Raw genomic sequence first — 18,232 nt, forward strand, 5'->3', positions numbered from 1 at the left:
CGCCACCGGACCCGCCTCACACCACCCACCAAGGAGCATCATGACCACCATGAACCCCGCCGACACCTCGACCTGGCTGCCGCTGGACGGCCTGGCCCCCGGATTCGACGCCAACAAGGCGCCGCACACCACCGCCCTGTCCGGCCGCCAGATCGACCTCACCGCCCCCAACGGCACGCGCATCGCGCACCGCTTCGCCGACGACGAGGTCACCTGGGCCTACACCCCCGGCGAGGGCGACCCTACGGCGGCCGCCACCGACACCGACGCGTACGAGGCGATCGAGGTCGACGAGGATCTGTTCTACGTGCAGTTCCATCACCGCTACCTGCCGAACGAGGCGGTCTCCCTCGTGATCGACCTGCGCGCAGGGCGCGTGCTGTCGATCATCAGCGAGATCCTGCCGGCGCTCGAGCCCGGGCGCACCCGTGTGGTGCACCACTTCGGCACCGCGACGATCGACGGCGCCGAGCCGACCGGAGCGGAGCCGCACCCGACGACCGCGCTGATCGGGCGCCGTGTGGAATGGGTGTACAGCACCGAGCACGCCTACGAGCACGTGTACCTGTCCGAGCGCTGGTACAGCTGGCAGTGCCTGGCCGGCCCGGAGCGCGGGCTCGCCGACACCGACGAGAACAGCGTGTGGGAGGTCCGCCCCGGCATCTACGTGTTCGCCTGGCGGGAGAAGGTCATCCCGTGCGCGTCGGTCACGATCGCCGACCACCGCGACGTCACCAAGATCCGCTCGTACGGCGTGCTGTTCGGTCTCGACGAGACCGGCGAGGTGCCCACGCACTTCACGTTCGGCGCCTGGGGCCGCCTCATCTCGGTGACCCACCACGCGCCCGAGCTCGAGCCGGCGAACTTCGGCGCACAGGACGCCGCCGAGAAGGCGACGGCCTGACATGACGACCGCCCCCGCCGAACTCATCGTCGTCGCCGACGTCATCCGCACCCTCGACGCTGCGCATCCGGCCGCCGAAGCCTTCGCCGTGCGCGACGGCCGCATCGCCGCGATCGGCACGCGTGCCGAGGTCGACGCCTTGCGCGGCGACGGCACCAGGGTGCTCGAGCTCGGCGGGGCCGCGGTCTACCCCGGCTTCGCCGACGTGCACAACCACCACGCTCTCGCCGGGCGCACCGAGCTGTTCGAGCTCACCCTGCCGCCATCCCTCACGCTGGACGAGATCCTCGACCGGGTGCGCGAGAAGGCCGCCACGCTGCCGGAGGACGCGTGGATCATCGGCGGCGTCGTCGCCTCGACCCTGCTGCCGTCGCTGCAGAGCACGGCCGTGCGCCTGCGTCTGGACCAGGCGGCGGGCGGACGCCCCGTCGTCATCGCGGAGGACTCCCGGCACAACCGCTGGGCGAGCTCGCGTGCCCTCGAACTCGCCGGCATCGGGCCCGGATCGGTCCCGGCCGGCGGCGTCACGATCCTCGACGCCGAGGACGGCACCCCCACGGGCGTGCTTCTCGAAGCGGCCGGCATCCCGGTGCAGGAGGCGTACGACCGCTCCGGTGGGCTGAGCGCCGCCCAGCACCGCGCCGCGTCCGCGCACGGTGTGCATCTCGCGAACAGCTACGGCATCACCGCCTTCCAGGACGCCGGCGTCTCCACCGACATCCTCGGCGCCCTCGCCGACCTCGACGGCGACGGGGAGCTGAACGCCTGGGTGGTGTCGTCCCTGCTCGTCAACGACGAGATCTTCGGTTTCGACCCCGTCGGATCCGCCCTCATCGCACGCGGCGAGGAGTTCCGCACCGCGCACCACCGCCCCGATTTCGTGAAGATCTTCCTCGACGGGGTGCCGCCCGCACGCACCGCCTCGTTCCTGGAGCCGTATGTCGCCGACGCCGTGCACGGCGCGCACTTCCACGGCGAGACCACGATGACGTTCGACGAGCTCCACGGCTGGCTGCGGCAGGTCGCCGAGCGCGGCCTCGGCGCCAAGGTGCACTGCACCGGAGACGGATCCGCCCGACTCGTACTGGACGTCGCCGAACGGCTGCGCGCCGAAGGCTTCACCACGCCGATCCAGATCGCGCACGGGCAGTTCCTCGCCGACACGGACATCCCCCGTCTCGCGGCGCTCGATGTCGTGGCGGACATCTCGCCGTTCATCTGGTTCCCCGGCGTCATCCCGCAGATGCTGTCCGAGGTGCTCGGCGAGCGCGCGGAGCACTCTCAGCCGAACCGTGCCCTCATCGACGCCGGTGCGCTGGTCGCCGGCGGATCCGACTGGCCCGTGAGCGAGTCGCCGAACCCGCTCGAGGGGATCCAGGGTCTCGTCACCCGGGCGGATCCGCTGCGCCGCGCGCCCGGCACCCTCTGGCCCGAGCAGGCGATCACCGCGGAGGAGGCGCTGCAGGTCTTCACCCGCAACGCCGCCGTCGCGATGGGCCTCGGCGCAGAGACCGGATCCCTGGAGGTGGGCAAGTCCGCCGACTTCGTGGTGCTGGACCGTGACGCGATCGCCGGGCCCGCCGACGCCATCATCGACGCCCGCGTGCTCGCGACGTGGTTCGCGGGGCGCGAGGTGTACGCGGCCGGCTGAGCCGACGCCGTCGCGTCCGCCCCGCCGGGACCGTTCCCGGCGGGGCGGACGCGTTCCCGGTCCCGCTCGGCAGGGCGTAGAATGGTATACCAATTGCGCGCCCTGTCCGGATCGCGCCCGCCCGCGCACGATCAGGAGACCGGATGGCCATCGAGGAGCGCCCCGACGCCCGCCCGAACCGGCTCGCCGCCGCGTTGCTCCGCCCGTTCTCTTCTCTGCACGGCAACCGCGAGTTCTCGGCGCTCCTGCTCTCGAACGTCACCTTCTTCGGAGGGATGTGGACGCTCACCTTCATCCTCGGCTGGATGGTGTTCGAGCAGACCGGATCCGAGATCCTCGTTGCCGCGTTCACCACGGTGCGCCTGCTTCCCCTGCTGCTCGGCCCCCTCTCCGGCGCGATCTCGGACCGGATGGATCGCCGGCGGCTGCTCATGATCGCCTGCGGCGTCGCCATCGTCGCGGCCGTCGGCCTCGCGGCGCTCACCACGGCGGGGCTCGGGTCGTTCGGCGTGCTCACCGCGGGCGGCCTGCTGCTCGGACTCGCGCACTCCCCCTCTCAACCTGCGCGAGCCGCGTTGGTCGCCGGCAAGGTCCCGGCGGAACAGCTCAGCAACGCGAACGCGCTGAACGCGCTGGCGATGAATACGACCCTCATGCTCGGACCCGCGATCGGCGGGTTGTTGGTGAGCGCGTTCGGCACGGCGGCCGCGCTGTGGATCGGCTCCCTGTGGTTCGGGCTCTCCTTGATCGCGCTCCGCGATGTCAGCAGCGGCTACCGGCAGCCCGAGGTGCCGCACTCCTCGATCTGGCGGATGCTGGGCGAGGGGTTCCTCGCGATCGCGCGCCTGCGCGTGGTGCTGGCCGTGCTGCTCATCACCGTCGCCACGAACTTCCTCATCTGGTCGATCCACCAGGGCTTCATGCCGGTGTTCGCGCACAGCATGCAGCTCGATGCGGCGGGACTCGGCCTGCTCCTGACGGCGTTCGGACTGGGCGGCATCGTCGGTTCGCTCGTGATCGCCGCGCTCGGCGACTTCCCGTGGAAGGGCGCCGTGTTCGTGTGCGGGATCGCCGGGATGTCGGTGTGCTGGATCCTGTTCGCGCTCGCGCCCACCACGCCCCTGGCCGCCGCGGTGTTCACGCTGGCAGGGCTCGTCTCGTCGGTCTTCGGCGTGCTGCAGAACACGCTGATGCTCGCCTCCACGCCGCCGGCGCTGCAGGGCCGTGCCATGGGGCTGCAGGAGCTGGCGATCGGCGCGCAGCCCGTCGCGGCCCTGGCCATCGGCGCCGCCGCACAGGGGATCGGCATCGCCGCCACCACGGTGATCAGCGCGAGCCTGCTGCTGGTGTTCCTGGCCGTGATGGCGCTCAGCGTGCCGGCGCTGATGCGCTACCACGGCACCGCCGGCGCCTGAGCGAGTCAGGATCCGCGGCGGTCGTCAGCGGCGCGGGGTCTCGCGTCCGCGCAGGCGCCAGAGCAGCCAAGCGGCGCCGACGGGGACGAAGAAGATCGCCATGATCAACGATGAGTGCGCCAGGTCGTAGGCCGTGGGCTGCAACGGATTGCTGGCGCCACCGCCGGCGGGCGCTTCGACCCAGATCAGCCTCGACACCAGGGCGGCGGCGTAGAGCAACCCCCACCCCGCGAACGGAAGCAGGATCGCCACCGCCTTCTCCCAGCGCCGCCAGAATCGGCTCGAGGTCACGAGGCCCACTCCGATGATCCATCCGCCGAACGGGACGAGGAAGGTGCCGGCGCCCAGCACGAGCGCACCGACGATCGCGAACCACTTCGTGTCGACCATCGGCGGCTTCGCGAACGGAACCGGGGCCATGACCACGACCGGCGCGGGCGGCGCGGTTCCGGCCTCCTCCTCGGCGGCCGCGGCGATCTGCACCGGATCCCCGAGCTGCGCGATCCGCAGCCGCATCGCGGCGGCATCGAGCCCGTCGAGCTCCTCCGCGACGCCGCTGCGCAGTTCGTTCGCGACCCGCCACGGCAGATCCGCGATGGCGGCATCGAGTCGTCCCAGGTAGTCGTCGCGCAGGCTCTGCGCCTCGGCCTCGGTCATGCTTCCCCCTCTGCGGTCGCCCCCGCCGCCGGCGGGGCCTCTGCGATCAGTCCCGCCACGCTGCGCGCGAACGGGCTCCACGACGCGCGGAACTGCTCCAGCTGCCGCACGCCGTCATCGGTGAGCTCGTAGTAGCGGCGCACGGGACCAGCCCCCGACGGACGCTCGAACGTGCGCACCCAGCCGCTCTGACGCAGCCGCGACAGCAGCGGGTAGAGCGTGCCGATGCTCGCGATGAGGCCCTCGGCGATCAGCCGCTCCGAGAGCTCCCAACCATACATCGGGCCGCGCGCGAGCAGGCCGAGCACGCAGTACTCGACGACGCCCTTGCGCATCTGCGACCCGACATCCGCTGTCATGCTTCACAAGCTATCTTGCATCGCAAGACGAAGCAAGGCTCCCGACGACCCATCACCGCCACTGTCACTCGACGGCCAGCACTGCGTCCGACGCGGGCAGCGGCAGCGGCAGCGCGTCGGTGGCGTTCTCCGCGAAGGCGCGCCTCATCAGCGGGCGCAGCGGCCGGGATAGCATCACACGGGTCGTGAGTGCGCCCAGCACCGCGCCCGTCCACGAGGTCGGCACGGCGCGCTCGAGACTGCCGAACGGGATCTTCTTGCCGTCGGCGATGAACGGCTCGATCCGCCGCGCGTAGCGCGCGAGCGCGGCCGGAGCCTCCTCCGCACCGGCGCCGACCAGTTCGCCGGCGAGCACGTACGCGCCGACGAGCGCCATCGCCGTGCCCATCCCGCTGAGCGGCGATCCGCAGTAGCCGGCATCACCCACGAGCGCCACACGCCCCTTCGCGACCTCCGGCACGTCCACGCGCGCCAGCTCGTCGAAGTAGAAGTCCTCCGCCCCACCCATCGCGGCGAGCACGGCCGGGGCCTGCCAGCCGGCACCGGTCAGCACGCGACGGATGAGCACCTCCTGCGCCGCCCGGTCGCCGCGCAGCGCGGGGTCGTGATCCACGCGCAGCGTGAGCATCGCCTTCGACGTCGCCGGATCCCGGTCCGGACGGATCCCCAGCATCGCGCCCGGCACGATCCGCATCGAGAACCAGCCGTCCTCGATCCCTGCCGGAGTCGGCATCGTGAAGAACGCCGCGTAGCCGCCGAGGCGCGTGGCGAACCGCCCCTCCGGCCCGAACGCCAGGCGCCGCGTCGCCGAGTGCACACCGTCGGCGCCGAGCACGACGTCGAAGCGCTCCGAGGCGCCCGAGGCGAAGCGGACCTCGACGCCCGCCGCATCCTGGGCAAGGGCATCGATGCGGTCGCCGTACCGCAGGGACAGCAGACCCGGGGCCTGCTGCGCCGCCTCGGCGAGCGCATCCAGGAGGACCCGGTTCAGATCCCCGCGTGCGATCTCCACGTCGGCCACCGCACCGCGCCCGTCGAACAGCTCGACCGGCATGCGCCCGTAGGGGCGCCCTCGGCCGTCGACGTACAGCATCCCCTGCTCGTGCAGCTGATGCGCGCGGATCGCGGGCATCAGGCCCATGCGCTCGGCGGCCTCACGGCTCGCTCCGCGCAGGTCGACGGCCTGCCCACCCGGGCGGGCTTCCGGCGCCCGCTCGACGACCGTCGTGCGGATCCCGCCGCGGACGAGCTGCAGCGCCGTGGCGATCCCGGCGATGCCGGCGCCGGAGATGAGGACATGGGGTGCGGACATGGCGTTCTCCTCGATTCGAGTATTAGACGTTTGTCTAAGACGAATGTCTACACGCTTCCGAGACGCATGTCTAGTACAAGCGTCTAAGACGCGCCTAGGATGTCGTCATGGGAAATCGTGAGGATCTGCTCGCCGGCGCCCGCCGTGTCATCGTCGAGCGCGGCGTCGCGAACGCCACCGCCCGCGACATCGCCACGGAGGCCGGCGTCAGCCTCGCGGCGATCGGCTACCACTTCGGCTCGAAGGATCAGCTCGTCACCGAGGCGCTCCTGGAGACGCTGGGCACCGGGATCGGCGACGGCATGGAGGCCGCGATCCTGGAGGCCAAGGACCTCCCCCGCCTCGCCGGATTCGCCGCGCTGTGGAACGGCATGCCTGAGGTGTTCGCCGCGAACCGGGAGACCCTGCTGGCCAGCATGGAGAACGCCGTGCGCATGATGCGCGATCCGGCGGCGCTGACCCGCATGCAGGCCGCCGTCGATGAGGGCTACCGCGGCGTCGCAGAGGGTCTCACCGCCGCATACCCCGATCTGACCCCCGAGCAGGCGCTCGCGCTGGCACAGCTGGAGTTCGTGCTGTCTCAGGGCCTCGGGATCCTCTGGCTGCTGAGCCCCGAAGGCCGGATCCCCGACGGCGACACCCTGGCGTCTGCGGTCGCCCTGCTGCACGACGGGGCGCCCGAGGCCTGACCGACCCGCCGACCGCGGCTGGTCATAGACTGGATCGGCCGAGCCGGGCCGCACCCCGGCGCGCATGTGTCACGGGGAGGGCGGGGAATGCCGATCACCAGGACCGTGCTCTTCACCGCCGCACACGAGCCCTCGCAGCCGGCGATCGTCGGCCCTGAAGGCGCCCTGGACTACGCCGGGCTCGTGGAGGACTCGCGTCGCGTGTTCGCCGTCGTCGATGCCGCACACCGTGCACAGGACGCCCCACCGCCTCCGGCGCCGGAGACCCGCGGGATCCCGATCACCGCCGTCAGCACGTCGAGCGCCTTCCACGCCGCCCGGATCGTCGCAGGACTCGCCGGCTATCGCGCCGTGTCCGCCACGATCGACCCGAACTGGCCGCTCTCCCACCGCGTGCACGTCGTGGTCGCGGCCGGGATCGGGCTCGTCATCGGCGACGACCCCGCACTCGCACCCGCACTCCGCGACGCCGGATGGACCGGCACCGTTCTCTCACTGTCGGAGTTCCGCGATCGGGAGGCGACAGCGGCGCCCGCGGATCCGCCCACGGTGCGCGAGGCCGACGAGGCGTTCCTGCTGCTGTTCTCCTCCGGCACCACGAGCGATCCGAAGGCCTTCCTGAAGACCCGACGCCAGTACCGCGAGAACGTCGCCGTCTCGAGCGCGCACCTCGAACCGCGGCCCGGCGTCGAGACCCTGGCCCCGGGGCCGCTGTCGTACAGCCTCACGCTGTACGCCGTCATCGAGTGCCTCGCCACCGGCGGAGGCGCGCACCTCGCCGACCGGTTCGATGCCGCAGGCCTGGCGCAACGCGTCGCGGCCGAGGGGATCACCCGGATCGTCGCCGTGCCGGCCGTGGTGCAGGTGCTCATCGATGGCGCACGGCGCGACCCGCACGCCTTCGCCGGGCTGGACCTCGTGGTCACCGGCGGCGCGAACCTGCCCGCAGCGCTCCGCGACGGCCTCGCCGCGGCGCTGCCGCACGTGCGCCTGATCAGCTACTACGGCGCCGCGGAGATCGGGTTCATCGGCGACAGCCGCGGCGGCGACGGCACGCTGCTGGACGTCTACGACGGCATCGGCGCCGAGATCCGAGACGACGAGGGCCACGTCGTGCCCGACGGCGAGCTCGGCACCCTCTGGATCCGGGCCGCGGCCTGCTCCGACGGCTACCTCGCGGCGACGACCGACGCCGTGCTGCGCGGATCCGACGGCTGGGCGACCGTGCACGACATGGGGCGCGGGGTGCACGGCCGGCTCCAGCTCGCGGGGCGTGCCGGCGACATCGTCGCGACCGGCGGGCACAAGGTCTCACTGCCCGAGGTGGAGCGCGCGTTCGATGCGATGCCAGGGCTCGGTACCGTGTGCGCTGTGGCGCTGCCCGATCCGCGGCTCGGCAGTGTCGTCGCGCTCGTGATCGAGGCTCCGCGCCCGCTCGGGAGGAGTTCTCTCGCTCGGGAGGATGGATCCACGCCCGGAGCCCTCCCGAACACGAGTTCTCCTCCTGACGCGGTGAGCGACACCCCGACCAAGGCCGACCTCCGGGCCTGGGCGCGCGAGCGGCTGGCCCCGCAGTTCGTGCCACGGCGCTGGTACCTGCTCGATCGAATCCCGCGCACCGCTGGAGGCAAGATCCGACGCCCGGCGACGAGCGCGCTCATCGAGCAGGGCGAAGGGATCCGGCTGTGAGCGGGGACGCACGGCGCGTCGTCGTCACCGGGCTGGGCGCGATCACTCCGAGCGGCCTCGACGTCCCCTCCCTCTGGGATGCCGTCGTCGCGGGGCGCAGCGCCGTCACCGCCCTCGACGAACCGGAGTTCCGGGATCTGGCCGTGCGGATCGGCGGCAGGATCCGCGGATTCGACGCGACCGGGATCGTGGCCCCGCCGCTCGCCCGGCGCCTGAGCCCGCTCCAGCTCTGGGCGATCGCCGCGGCGGATCAGGCCCTGGACCACGCCGGCGTCAGCCCCGCCGCGTTGCGCGCCGGTGCTGCGCTCCCCTGGGACCCGGCCCGCACGGCGGTCCTCGCGGCGACCGGATCCGGACCGGTGGACGCGATGCAGGCCGCCACCCGCGCGCTCGACGCCCGCGGTCCGCGCGGCGTGCCGCTGAGCGTGGTCGTGCACGGGGCTCCTGATGCCGCAGCGGCGCTGCTCAGCGAGCGATACGGCGCCCGCGGCGCGGCGCACGGGATCACCGCGACATGCGCGTCCAGCGCGATCGCGCTCGGCGACGGGCTGCGCCGCATCCGGCACGGGTACGCCGACGCCGTGCTCGTGGTCGGCATGGAGGACTGCCTGAATCCGGTCAACCTCGCTGCCAACGCCAATCTGCGTGCGCTCGCCAGCGGGTACGAATCGGACCCCACCGCAGCCAGCCGCCCGTTCGACCGCGGGCGCCGCGGCTTCGTGATGTCCCAGGGCACCGCAGCCCTGCTGCTCGAGGCCGAGGACGTCGCCCGCGACCGCCGGGCCGAGCCGCTCGCCGTGCTCGCCGGATTCGGCGAGTCGAGCGACGCGCACCATCCCACGGCCCCGCATCCGCAGGGTCTCGGCGCCGCACAGGCCGTCGCCGCGGCACTCGCCGACGCCGGGCTGGATCCGCATGCCGCACACGGCATAGACCACGTCAACGCCCACGGCACGGGCACTCCGGCCGGCGACGCGGCAGAGCTCGCGGCGCTCGAGGCCGTGTTCGGCGCACGTGCCCGACAGATCCCGATCACCGCGACCAAGTCGAGCACAGGACACCTGCTCGGCGCGTCCGGCGCCGTCGAAGCCGTCCTCGCGATCCGCACACTGCAGACCGGCCTGATCCCGCCCGCGATCAACCTCGACGACCCCGAGTTCGCGGACTGGGACATCGTGCGCGGCGCGGCGCGCCACGCCGGACGGATCCGCCGCGTCCTGTCCCCCTCTTTCGGCTTCGGCGGCCACAACGGCGCCGTCGTCCTCGAAACGCCCGTCTTCTCCGACCACCCACAGGAGGCACGATGACCGACCGTCTCACCCGCCACGCCGAGCTCGCCGAGCAGTACCTGCCGGATGAGCTCCTGGAGCGGTTCCGCGAGCGCGCCGCCGTGTACGACCTCGAGAACCGGTTCTTCGACGAGGATCTCGCCGAGCTGACCGAGCGCGGATACCTGCTGCTGTTCGTCCCCGAGGCGCACGGAGGCCCTGGGCTGAGCCTGGACGAGGTCTCGCACCTGCAGCAGCGCCTCGCGACGGCCGCCCCGGCGACGGCGCTCGCGGTCAACATGCACCTCATGTGCACCGGTGTCGCGAAGGCCCTGGCCGACCGCGGCGATCACTCCCTCGACGGCGTGTTCACCGAGGCGATGGCCGGCGAGATCTTCGCGTTCGGGATCAGCGAGCCGTCCAACGACTGGGTCATGCAGGACTCGAAGACGGCGGCCGTTCCGCAGCCCGATGGCGGCTACATCCTCAGCGGCGTCAAGATCTTCACGTCGCTCTCCCCCGTCTGGACCCGGCTCATCACGCACGGCCGGGACGACACGGATCCGGAGAACCCGATGCTCGTCTACGGCTTCCTCGAGCGCGGCGCGGAGGGCATCACGGTGTCCGACCAGTGGGACGTGATGGGCATGCGGGCCTCGCAGAGCCGCGCGACGATCCTGACCGATGTGCGCATGCGACCCGAGCGGGTGAACCGTCGCATCGCCGTGGGACGGGTGCCGGACCTGCTCACCTTCGCGATCACGAGCAACTTCCAGCTGCTCATCGGATCCGTCTACGCCGGCGTGGCCCGCCGCGCACTCGACCTGGGAGCGGCGGGCCTGAAGAAGCGACGGTCCGCCAAGGCCGGAGCGACCTACGCGGAGGTCCCCGAGTCGCGCACCCGGCTCGCCGATGCGCACCTCGACTATCTGGCGGTGCCGGCGCAGCTCGAGGCCTACTGCCGCGACTTCGACGAGCTGCTCGACCATGGCGCGCGCTGGCCGCTGCTCCTGGTGAGCGCCCGCCTGAACGCGTCGACGGCCGCCCGCCGCGCCGCCGAGGCCGCGCTCATGTGCACGAGCGGATCCGGCTTCGACAACGGCCATGAACTGAGCCGGCTGTACCGCGACGCGGCGGCGGGACTGTTCCACCCGCCCAGCGCGGACGCCGCCCGCCCCATGTTCGCCGCGGCTCTGCTCGAGGACTGACCCGCACGCGACAGCACGGCGACCCCGGGGGTGAATCACCCCGGGGCCGCCGTGAAGGACGATCCGTGCTGCGCGGAGCCGTGCCGGCCGTTCAGTGCTCCGACGCCTCCACCACCACCACCACCGGCCGGCGCACGCACAGGGCGAGCGCGATGACGACGAGCGAGAGGATCGCGCCCGCGAGGAACGCGAGGTGCGAGCCCGAGGCAGCAGCCGCCGGCGAGGGAAGGTCCGGATCCGCGGATCCGGTCGCGGTCACCCCGGTGGCATAGAGCGCGACGAAGATCGCCGTGCCCGCCGCGCCAGCCACCTGCTGCAGCGTGGCGATCGTGGCGCTGCCGTGCGAGTACAGCTGGGGCGCGAGCGAACCGAGCGAGGCGCTGAACGCCGGCGTGAACAGGAAGGCGAGCGACAGCATCAGCACGATGTGCGCCCCCAGCAGCACGACCCACGAGGAGTGCTCCCCCAGGCCGAAGGCGAGTGTCCAGAGCGACGCCGCCAGCCCGATCGATCCCGGGATGACCAGCGGGCGCGGGCCGAAGCGGTCGTACAGGCGCCCGACGGTGGGTCCGGCGAGTCCCATCAGCAGGCCGCCGGGCAGCAGGATCGCGCCCACCCAGAGCGGGTCGAGGCCCAGCGTGTAGCGCGCGAACTGCGGCAGCACGATGAAGGCACCGAACAGCGACACCATGCCGGCGGTCATCATGGCGACCGCGACGGCGAAGTCCCGGGAGAGGAACGTCCGCAGATCGAGCAGAGCCGCATCGGTGCGCTGCAGCACCAGCTGACGCCAGACGAAGAGTCCGAGTCCCGCCAGCCCGAGGACGATCGGGATCCACGGCTGCACCGCAGCCTCGCCCACGGCGGTCGCGCCGATCTGGCTGAGGCCGAACACGAGAGCGGAGAACGCGAGGGCGGCGAGGATCACCGACAGCGCGTCGAGCGGAACGGCGCGCGTCTCCGAGACGTTCGGGATCCGACGCATCCCGATGGCCAGCATCGTGAGTGCGATGGGGAGCATCACCCAGAAGAGCCCCTGCCACGGCAGCACCTGGATCAGGGCGCCCGAGACGATGGGGCCGACGGCGGGCGCCACGGACATGACGATCGAGACGCGCCCCATGATCCTGCCTCGCTCCTCGGCGGGGACGACCGTCATGACGGTGGTCATCATGAGCGGCATCATGACCGCGGTGCCCATGGCCTGCACGACACGGCCCACCACGAGCATCTCGAAGACCGGGGACAGTGCGGCGATGACCGTGCCCACGACGAAGCTCGACATCGCGACCGTGAAAACCGTGCGCGTGCGCAGCCGCTGCATCAGCCAGCCCGTCGTCGGGATGACGACCGCCATGGTGAGGGCGAAGGCCGTGGTCAGCCACTGCCCGCGGGTCGCGTCGATGTGCAGCGACTCCTGGATCCGCGGCAGCGCGACCGCCATCATCGTCTCGTTCAGGAACACGACGAAGACGGCGGCGAGGAGCAGCCGCAGGGCGGTGCGGTTGCGCGCCGCCAGGGCGGAGTCGGCTGCGGGCGAGGCGTCGATCTCGGCCGGGGCGATGGTGGCGGTCATGTCCTTCTCCTTCTCGCGGATGAGCCCGAATCCGGGTTACTTCAAAAAATAAAGCACACTGCAAATATTGAAGTCAAGTGATAATCTGATTCTCATGACGAACCAGCACTACGGTCAGTTCTGCGGCCTCGCCCGCGCGGCGGAGATCGTCGGGCAGCGCTGGACGCTGCTGATCCTGCGCGATCTCAGCGTGGGACCGCGGCGCTATTCGGAACTCGTCGCCGGACTGCCCGGCATCCCCACGAACACGTTGGCAACGCGGTTGAAGGAGCTCGAGGACGAGGGCATCGTCGAGAGGGCGGCGCCCGCCGGCGGCGAGCGCTCGGTCGTCTACGGCCTCACGCCGCGCGGCCAGGAGCTCGGACCGGCGCTGGACGCGCTGTCGCGATGGGGCGCGGGTGGCATGCGCACGCCCCGCGAGGGCGAGATCGTGACGACGTCGTCGATCACCGCGGCGCTCCGCGTGGCCGCGGGCGACGGCGTCGTACCCGCCGTCTGGGACACGACCTACAACGTGCGCGTCGGCGACATCGAGGTGCACGTCGTCATGCGCGACGGCCGAGTCGTCGCCGAACCGGGCCTGCTCGAGGACGCGGACCTGGAGATCATGGCGGGCCCGGCGATCCGCGACCTGCTCGCGGGCACGCTGAGTCCGCACGACGCGCTCGCCACGGGAGCCGTGCAGCTCCAGGGGGATCCGGCTCTCTTCGAGCGCTTCGCGCAGGCCCTGCACGTCCCGTACAGCGCGAACATCCCGACCCCGGAGTCCGCTGCGGCTGTGGCGGGCTGAGAGCGCCCTTCAGTCGACGAGGTCGCGCATCTCCTGCTCGATCGCGCGCAGCACGGTCGCGTCTTCGGGCGAGGCCTCGCCCGGCACGTACCGCAGGGACCGGATCCGGCCGCCGCGGAACGGGTAGGAGCGGTGCCGTTCGTGGAGATCCCAGTCCACGGGGCCGCCGTAGTCGTAGCCGACGCTGATACCGGTGAAGGGCGCCATGCCGACGAGCATCGGCATGTCGTCGAGGCGGAGCCGCTCGGTGCCGTCGACATCGACGGCGAGACTCGAGCGCAGCCCGAGGTCGGCCCGCACCCGCAGGTCGATGCGATGGTGGCCGGGTTCCGGGGCGCTCGCGCGCACGCGGCGCATCGCGCCGTACGCGTTGTAGGAGAGCAGCAGCTCGGCGCCGTCCAATGCCAGCAGGTACCCCCCGCCCTGATCGCCGTGCGCGAGGACCACGCCCTCCGCGCCGTGCTCCAGTTCGAGCTCGGCGTGCACCTCGAAGGAGCGCAGCACCGTGAGGCGCGCCGAGCGGAACCGCTCGAGCGGCGGTCGGAACGGCACGAGCTCGACAGGCTCCGAGAGCGGGGCCTCGGTTCCGGGTCGCACCGAGTGCAGCGTGCCGTCGTCGTCCAGCGGGAACACGGTGTTGCGCCAGGCCTCCTCGCGCCAGCGCTCCGCGAGCTCCTGTACCCGCTCGGGCTCATGCTCGGCACGATCCCGCGTCTCGGTCGGATCGCTCGGCAGGTGGTAGAGCTCCCACGTGCCCCCGGTGGCGCCCTGCGCGCGCGTCGGCGGGATCGGCGAGACCGCCTTCCACTCGCCGTCGACGAACGCGCGCCGGCCGACGCACTCGAAGTACTGCTGCTCGCGTCCTGGAGCCGCCGGATCCGCGAGTATCCCGGCGATGCTGTCGCCGTCGACCTCGAGCGCGGACGTCCCGTTCCACTGATCCGGACGCGCGACGCCGGCCAGTTCGAGCAGGGTCGGGGCGAGATCGGACACGAAGACGAACTGGTCCCTGAGTCCCGGCGACGCCGCACCGGCGGGCCAGGAGATCACGAGCGGCGCATGCACCCCGCCTTCGTAGGTGCTCGACTTGAATGACCGGAACGGCGTGTTCGACACTCGCGCCCAGCCGGTCGGGTACTGGCCGTACAACCGCGGTCCGCCGATCTCCGAGAGATCGCGGGGAACGTCGTTCACCCACCCGTCGGGCACCGCGCCATGCAGGCCGAACTGCGCGAAGTAGCTGCGCGTTCCGGTCGGACCTCCCTCGGCGGTGCCGCCGTTGTCACTCGCGATCACGATGATCGTGTTCTCGCGCTCGCCGAGTTCATCGAGCCGGGCGAGCAGGCGGCCGACGCTCTGATCGATCTCGTCGACAGCGGCGGCGTAGACCTCCATGTGGCGGGCGAACAGCGCCCGCTCCTCGGGACCGAGGTCGTCCCAGTGCGGGATCTGGTCTCCGTCCGCGAGCGGATCCCCCGGCAGCTCAGCGTGCGCGGGCACGATGCCGCGGGCGCGCTGGCGCGCGAACCGCTCCTCGCGCACGGCGTTCCAGCCGCGCTCGTACCGGCCGCGATAGCGCTCGATGTCCTCCTCCTTGGCCTGGATCGGTCCATGCACCGAGGTGTGCGCGTAGTAGAGGAAGAAGGGCTTACTACGATCGTTCGCGCGGAGCTCGTCGACCATGCCGATCGCACGATCCGTCAGTTCGTCGGTGAGGAAAAACCCGTCAGGGAACTCTGCGACGTCCACGACGGAGTTGTCCTGCACGAGACGGTGCGGATGGTGCAGGGACGTGAACCCGTCCATCGAACCGAAGTAGCGGTCGAAACCGCGCTGCAGCGGCCACGACGACCGATCCGCCCCGTCATGCAGCCGCGACTCGAGGGTGAGGTGCCACTTGCCGACCATGAACGTCGCGTACCCGCCGGCCCGCAGCGATTCCGCGAGCGTGGGGGCGGCGGCGGGCAGCTCGCAGGCGAAACCGGGGTAGCCCGGATCGATGTGCGCCACGAACCCGAACCCCGCCCGGTGCGGGTTCAGCCCGGTGAGCAGCGCGGCACGTGCCGGCGAGCACATCGGCGCCGTGCGGTAGTTCGTGAACAGCCAGCCGTCGGCCGCGAGGCCGTCGATGAACGGCGTCCGGATCTCGCCGCCGAACGGGCCGAGGTCGCTGAACCCGAGGTCGTCGACGAGCATGACGACGATGTTGGGCGCCCCTTCCGCGGCGATCGGCCGGGGGCGCCACGCGGGATCAGACTCGGACGTGAACTCTCCGACGCGCCCGGCGAAGCCCTCGTAGCCGCGTGCCGCGGGGTCCATTCAGCCCGCCTTCCGGATGAGACCGAAGATGCGGGTGCGGAGCTCGGCGAACTCTGCCGTGGCCCGCGTCTCCAGCTGGTCGCGGGGGCCGCCGAAGTCGATCTCGATGGTCTCGGTCACGCGCGCGGGCCGCTCGCCGAGCACGATGACGCGATCCGAGAGGTACACGGCCTCGTCGATGTCGTGCGTCACGACCAAGATCGTCATGCCGAACTGCTCGCGGATCCGCAGGCACAGATCCTCGAGCTCGAACCGGGTCTGCGCGTCGACGGACGCGAACGGCTCGTCCATCACGAGCACCTCGGGACGGTAGGCGATCGCGCGGGCGATCGCGACGCGCTGTTGCATGCCGCCGGAGAGCTGCCACGGATACTTCGCGCCCGCACCGGCGAGCCCGACCGCGGCGAGCGCCGACGCGATGCGCTCCTCCCGCTCCGCGGTGCTCAGCCGGAGGTGCCGGAGCGGCAGCCGCACGTTCTTCTCGACCGTGAGCCACGGCATGAGCGAGCGCGTGTACTCCTGGAAGACGAGCGCCATCTCCTCGGGAGGCCCGTCGATCTCGACGCCGTCGATGCGGGCGGATCCGGACGTGATCGGCTGCAGGCCGGTGAGGCACTTCAGCAGCGTGGTCTTGCCGATGCCGGACGGCCCGACGATGCAGGCCACCTCGCCCGCCTGCACGTCGAACGTGAGATCCGCGATGACCGGGACGTCGCCGCCCTTGGTGCGATAGGTCTTGGCGAGGCCCTGGACGCTGAGCCGGGGGCTGGTGGTGATGCTCATTCGCTCTTCTCCAGTTGTTGTGAGGCGATGTACCAGCGCAGGACCGCGCGGCGGAACAGGACGAACAGGGCGGTGGACAGGTAGCCGAGCACGCCGAGGACGATGATGCCGGCCCACATGTCGGCGATCGCGAAGGACTGCTGCGCGAGCAGCGTCGCGGCCCCGAGGCCCGCCGAGGATCCGAGCATCTCGCTCGCGATCATCACGACGAACGCGGTGATGAGGCTCACCTGCATGCCGGACAGGATCCGAGGGCTCGCGGCCGGCAGCGTCACCTGGAACAGCCGCTCCGCGCGGGTGAGCCGGTAGACCCGTCCCACCATCAACAGGGTGGGCTCCCCCGCGCGCACGCCGTCGATCGTCGAGATGAGGATCGGGAAGAGCGCGGCGAGCGAGATCGAGAGGATGCGCGTGCCGTTGCCGAAGCCGATGAGCGACACGAAGATCGGCACGAGCGCGACCGGCGGGATCGCCCGGAAGAAGTGGATCGTCGGCTCGACGAACCAGCTGAGCGGGGCGATGAGTCCGAGCGCGCACCCCAGCAGCACGCCGATGACCGTGGCGACGAGGAAGGACACGGCCAGATTCAGCACGGAGATGCCGATGTCGCCGAGGAACGCGGGCGTTCCGATCAGCTCGCCCAGGCGCGCGAGGATCGCGGACAGCGGCGGGAAGAACGTGTTCGTGGATCCGGCCGAGGCGATCCACCACAGCGCGATGAGGACGACCGGGACCGCGATCTCGACGAGGATCAGCAGCCAGCGCGGAGAGGAACTCAGCCGGCGGCCGCGGCGGAGCCGCGCACCGGTCTGCACGGAGGTGGTGAGGGTCATGCGTGTTCCGCCTTCCGGTACTGCGGGTGCCAGTGCAGCAGACGCCGCTCGCCCCACTGGCTGAGCCCCTGGATGAGCAGGCCGAGCACGCCGAGGATCAGCACGTAGCCGAACAGTTCGGGCTGGTTGCCGGAGATCTGCGACATGAGCAGGCTCTGGCCGAGTCCCGGGCCTCCCCCGAGGAGGCCGGCGACGACGGCGATGACGAGCGAGGTGGGGGCCGCGACGCGCAGCGCGGTGCCGATGTAGGGCAGCGCGCTCGGGATCACGATCCGGGTGAGGATCTCCGCGCGACTCATCCCGTAGGAGGCGCCCGTCGCGCGGGCCACGGGATCGGTGTCGAAGACCCCGGCGGAGGACTGCACCGCGATCGCGATGAACGAGCCGAAGAAGACGAGGAAGGTCCCCATACCCGAGGTGGGGCCGAGCACGAGCACCACGACCGGGAGGATCACGATGGGCGGGATCGGCTTGAGGAACTCCAGCGGCACCCTGGTCGCGTGCATCGCGAGCGGAGAGGATCCGATCGCGATGCCCAGCAGCACGCCGACGAGGGCGGCGGCGATGAGGCCGCTGAGGGCCATGACCAGGGTGTCCGCCGTCGCCTGCCAGAGCTGCGGCGTGCCCAGGAGCCGGCCCGCCGCGCCCAGCGCCTCGAGGGCGGAGGGCAGCGGCGCGCCGGCGAGCGGGCCGACCGTCGCCGCGAGCTGCCACACCACGAGTGCGGTCAGCGCACCGGCGGCGCCGAGCAGCGCGGGGAGGATGCGGGAGCGGGTCAT

The 18,232-nt window shown here is 71.6% G+C and carries 16 protein-coding genes; 8 read left to right on the plus strand and 8 right to left on the minus strand.

Annotation, left to right across the window (positions count from 1 at the left end; translation table 11 throughout):
• Positions 1-40 precede the first annotated feature (40 nt).
• The 3 genes from ACFWCK_RS01245 (at position 41) to ACFWCK_RS01255 (ending at position 3,970) form a co-directional block, all read left to right on the plus strand.
• A complete protein-coding gene (locus ACFWCK_RS01245) occupies positions 41-904 on the plus strand; it encodes a MoaF C-terminal domain-containing protein (protein WP_378804172.1) in 864 nt (287 codons plus the stop codon).
• 1 nt (position 905) lies between these two features.
• Positions 906-2,555 carry an amidohydrolase gene (locus tag ACFWCK_RS01250; protein ID WP_378804173.1) on the plus strand — a complete coding sequence of 550 codons (1,650 nt, stop codon included), beginning with the start codon at positions 906-908 and terminating at the stop codon, positions 2,553-2,555.
• A 143-nt stretch (positions 2,556-2,698) separates the two neighbouring features.
• The gene (locus ACFWCK_RS01255) at positions 2,699-3,970 is read left to right on the plus strand and encodes an MFS transporter (RefSeq protein WP_378804174.1); all 1,272 of its coding nucleotides are present in this window, start codon (positions 2,699-2,701) and stop codon (positions 3,968-3,970) included.
• 24 nt (positions 3,971-3,994) lie between these two features.
• Here the strand turns inward: ACFWCK_RS01255 and ACFWCK_RS01260 are convergent, their stop codons facing one another.
• From ACFWCK_RS01260 to ACFWCK_RS01270, 3 genes are all read right to left on the minus strand, one after another.
• A complete protein-coding gene (locus tag ACFWCK_RS01260; protein WP_378804175.1) occupies positions 3,995-4,627 on the minus strand; it encodes a hypothetical protein in 633 nt (210 codons plus the stop codon).
• A complete protein-coding gene (locus tag ACFWCK_RS01265) occupies positions 4,624-4,986 on the minus strand; it encodes a PadR family transcriptional regulator (RefSeq protein WP_378804176.1) in 363 nt (120 codons plus the stop codon). Before ACFWCK_RS01265 ends, ACFWCK_RS01260 begins: the two co-directional genes overlap by 4 nt.
• A gap of 64 nt (positions 4,987-5,050) precedes the next feature.
• The gene (locus tag ACFWCK_RS01270; RefSeq protein ID WP_378804177.1) at positions 5,051-6,298 is read right to left on the minus strand and encodes an FAD-dependent monooxygenase; all 1,248 of its coding nucleotides are present in this window, start codon (positions 6,296-6,298) and stop codon (positions 5,051-5,053) included.
• Positions 6,299-6,405: 107 nt separating this feature from the next.
• Here ACFWCK_RS01270 and ACFWCK_RS01275 point away from each other — a divergent pair, with 107 nt between their 5' ends.
• From ACFWCK_RS01275 to ACFWCK_RS01290, 4 genes are all read left to right on the plus strand, one after another.
• A complete protein-coding gene (locus ACFWCK_RS01275; RefSeq protein WP_378804178.1) occupies positions 6,406-6,987 on the plus strand; it encodes a TetR/AcrR family transcriptional regulator in 582 nt (193 codons plus the stop codon).
• 87 nt (positions 6,988-7,074) lie between these two features.
• Positions 7,075-8,676, plus strand: a complete 1,602-nt coding sequence (locus ACFWCK_RS01280) for a class I adenylate-forming enzyme family protein (protein WP_378804179.1) — start codon at positions 7,075-7,077, stop codon at positions 8,674-8,676.
• On the plus strand, positions 8,673-9,983 hold the full coding sequence (locus ACFWCK_RS01285; RefSeq protein ID WP_378804180.1) for a beta-ketoacyl-[acyl-carrier-protein] synthase family protein: 1,311 nt from the start codon (positions 8,673-8,675) through the stop codon (positions 9,981-9,983). The genes ACFWCK_RS01280 and ACFWCK_RS01285 overlap by 4 nt, the downstream gene beginning before the upstream one ends.
• A complete protein-coding gene (locus ACFWCK_RS01290) occupies positions 9,980-11,152 on the plus strand; it encodes an acyl-CoA dehydrogenase family protein (protein WP_378804181.1) in 1,173 nt (390 codons plus the stop codon). Before ACFWCK_RS01285 ends, ACFWCK_RS01290 begins: the two co-directional genes overlap by 4 nt.
• Positions 11,153-11,243: 91 nt before the next feature.
• Here the strand turns inward: ACFWCK_RS01290 and ACFWCK_RS01295 are convergent, their stop codons facing one another.
• Positions 11,244-12,728, minus strand: a complete 1,485-nt coding sequence (locus ACFWCK_RS01295; protein ID WP_378804182.1) for a DHA2 family efflux MFS transporter permease subunit — start codon at positions 12,726-12,728, stop codon at positions 11,244-11,246.
• Between the two features lie 94 nt (positions 12,729-12,822).
• On the opposite strand from ACFWCK_RS01295, the gene ACFWCK_RS01300 reads away from it, so the two are divergent.
• On the plus strand, positions 12,823-13,518 hold the full coding sequence (locus tag ACFWCK_RS01300) for a winged helix-turn-helix transcriptional regulator (RefSeq protein ID WP_378804183.1): 696 nt from the start codon (positions 12,823-12,825) through the stop codon (positions 13,516-13,518).
• Between the two features lie 9 nt (positions 13,519-13,527).
• On the opposite strand, the gene ACFWCK_RS01305 is transcribed toward ACFWCK_RS01300, so the two are convergent.
• Genes ACFWCK_RS01305 through ACFWCK_RS01320 form a run of 4 tightly spaced genes read right to left on the minus strand, consistent with a single transcriptional unit; the run spans position 13,528 to position 18,232 of the window.
• A complete protein-coding gene (locus ACFWCK_RS01305; RefSeq protein WP_378804184.1) occupies positions 13,528-15,837 on the minus strand; it encodes an arylsulfatase in 2,310 nt (769 codons plus the stop codon).
• Complete coding sequence (locus ACFWCK_RS01310) at positions 15,838-16,620, minus strand: ABC transporter ATP-binding protein (protein ID WP_233312548.1); 783 nt, start codon at positions 16,618-16,620, stop codon at positions 15,838-15,840.
• Positions 16,617-17,453, minus strand: coding sequence for an ABC transporter permease (locus ACFWCK_RS01315; protein ID WP_378804185.1), 837 nt, complete (start codon positions 17,451-17,453; stop codon positions 16,617-16,619). Before ACFWCK_RS01315 ends, ACFWCK_RS01310 begins: the two co-directional genes overlap by 4 nt.
• Positions 17,450-18,232 (minus strand): ABC transporter permease, encoded by a 783-nt coding sequence (locus ACFWCK_RS01320; RefSeq protein ID WP_378805033.1) that lies wholly within the window; start codon positions 18,230-18,232, stop codon positions 17,450-17,452. The genes ACFWCK_RS01315 and ACFWCK_RS01320 overlap by 4 nt, the downstream gene beginning before the upstream one ends.

It is taken from the genome of Microbacterium sp. NPDC060117 (assembly GCF_042729315.1).
Taxonomy (GTDB): domain Bacteria; phylum Actinomycetota; class Actinomycetes; order Actinomycetales; family Microbacteriaceae; genus Microbacterium.

What these genes read in the sequence shown, in the direction of transcription:
- ACFWCK_RS01280 (WP_378804179.1), top strand. Translation starts at nt 7,075, where the DNA reads ATGCCGATCACCAGGACCGTGCTCTTCACCGCCGCACACGAGCCCTCG.
- ACFWCK_RS01290 (WP_378804181.1), top strand. Translation starts at nt 9,980, where the DNA reads ATGACCGACCGTCTCACCCGCCACGCCGAGCTCGCCGAGCAGTACCTG.
- ACFWCK_RS01270 (WP_378804177.1), bottom strand. Translation starts at nt 6,298, where the DNA reads ATGTCCGCACCCCATGTCCTCATCTCCGGCGCCGGCATCGCCGGGATC.
- ACFWCK_RS01250 (WP_378804173.1), top strand. Translation starts at nt 906, where the DNA reads ATGACGACCGCCCCCGCCGAACTCATCGTCGTCGCCGACGTCATCCGC.
- ACFWCK_RS01245 (WP_378804172.1), top strand. Translation starts at nt 41, where the DNA reads ATGACCACCATGAACCCCGCCGACACCTCGACCTGGCTGCCGCTGGAC.
- ACFWCK_RS01310 (WP_233312548.1), bottom strand. Translation starts at nt 16,620, where the DNA reads ATGAGCATCACCACCAGCCCCCGGCTCAGCGTCCAGGGCCTCGCCAAG.
- ACFWCK_RS01315 (WP_378804185.1), bottom strand. Translation starts at nt 17,453, where the DNA reads ATGACCCTCACCACCTCCGTGCAGACCGGTGCGCGGCTCCGCCGCGGC.
- ACFWCK_RS01260 (WP_378804175.1), bottom strand. Translation starts at nt 4,627, where the DNA reads ATGACCGAGGCCGAGGCGCAGAGCCTGCGCGACGACTACCTGGGACGA.
- ACFWCK_RS01295 (WP_378804182.1), bottom strand. Translation starts at nt 12,728, where the DNA reads ATGACCGCCACCATCGCCCCGGCCGAGATCGACGCCTCGCCCGCAGCC.
- ACFWCK_RS01265 (WP_378804176.1), bottom strand. Translation starts at nt 4,986, where the DNA reads ATGACAGCGGATGTCGGGTCGCAGATGCGCAAGGGCGTCGTCGAGTAC.
- ACFWCK_RS01320 (WP_378805033.1), bottom strand. Translation starts at nt 18,232, where the DNA reads ATGACCCGCTCCCGCATCCTCCCCGCGCTGCTCGGCGCCGCCGGTGCG.
- ACFWCK_RS01275 (WP_378804178.1), top strand. Translation starts at nt 6,406, where the DNA reads ATGGGAAATCGTGAGGATCTGCTCGCCGGCGCCCGCCGTGTCATCGTC.
- ACFWCK_RS01255 (WP_378804174.1), top strand. Translation starts at nt 2,699, where the DNA reads ATGGCCATCGAGGAGCGCCCCGACGCCCGCCCGAACCGGCTCGCCGCC.
- ACFWCK_RS01305 (WP_378804184.1), bottom strand. Translation starts at nt 15,837, where the DNA reads ATGGACCCCGCGGCACGCGGCTACGAGGGCTTCGCCGGGCGCGTCGGA.
- ACFWCK_RS01300 (WP_378804183.1), top strand. Translation starts at nt 12,823, where the DNA reads ATGACGAACCAGCACTACGGTCAGTTCTGCGGCCTCGCCCGCGCGGCG.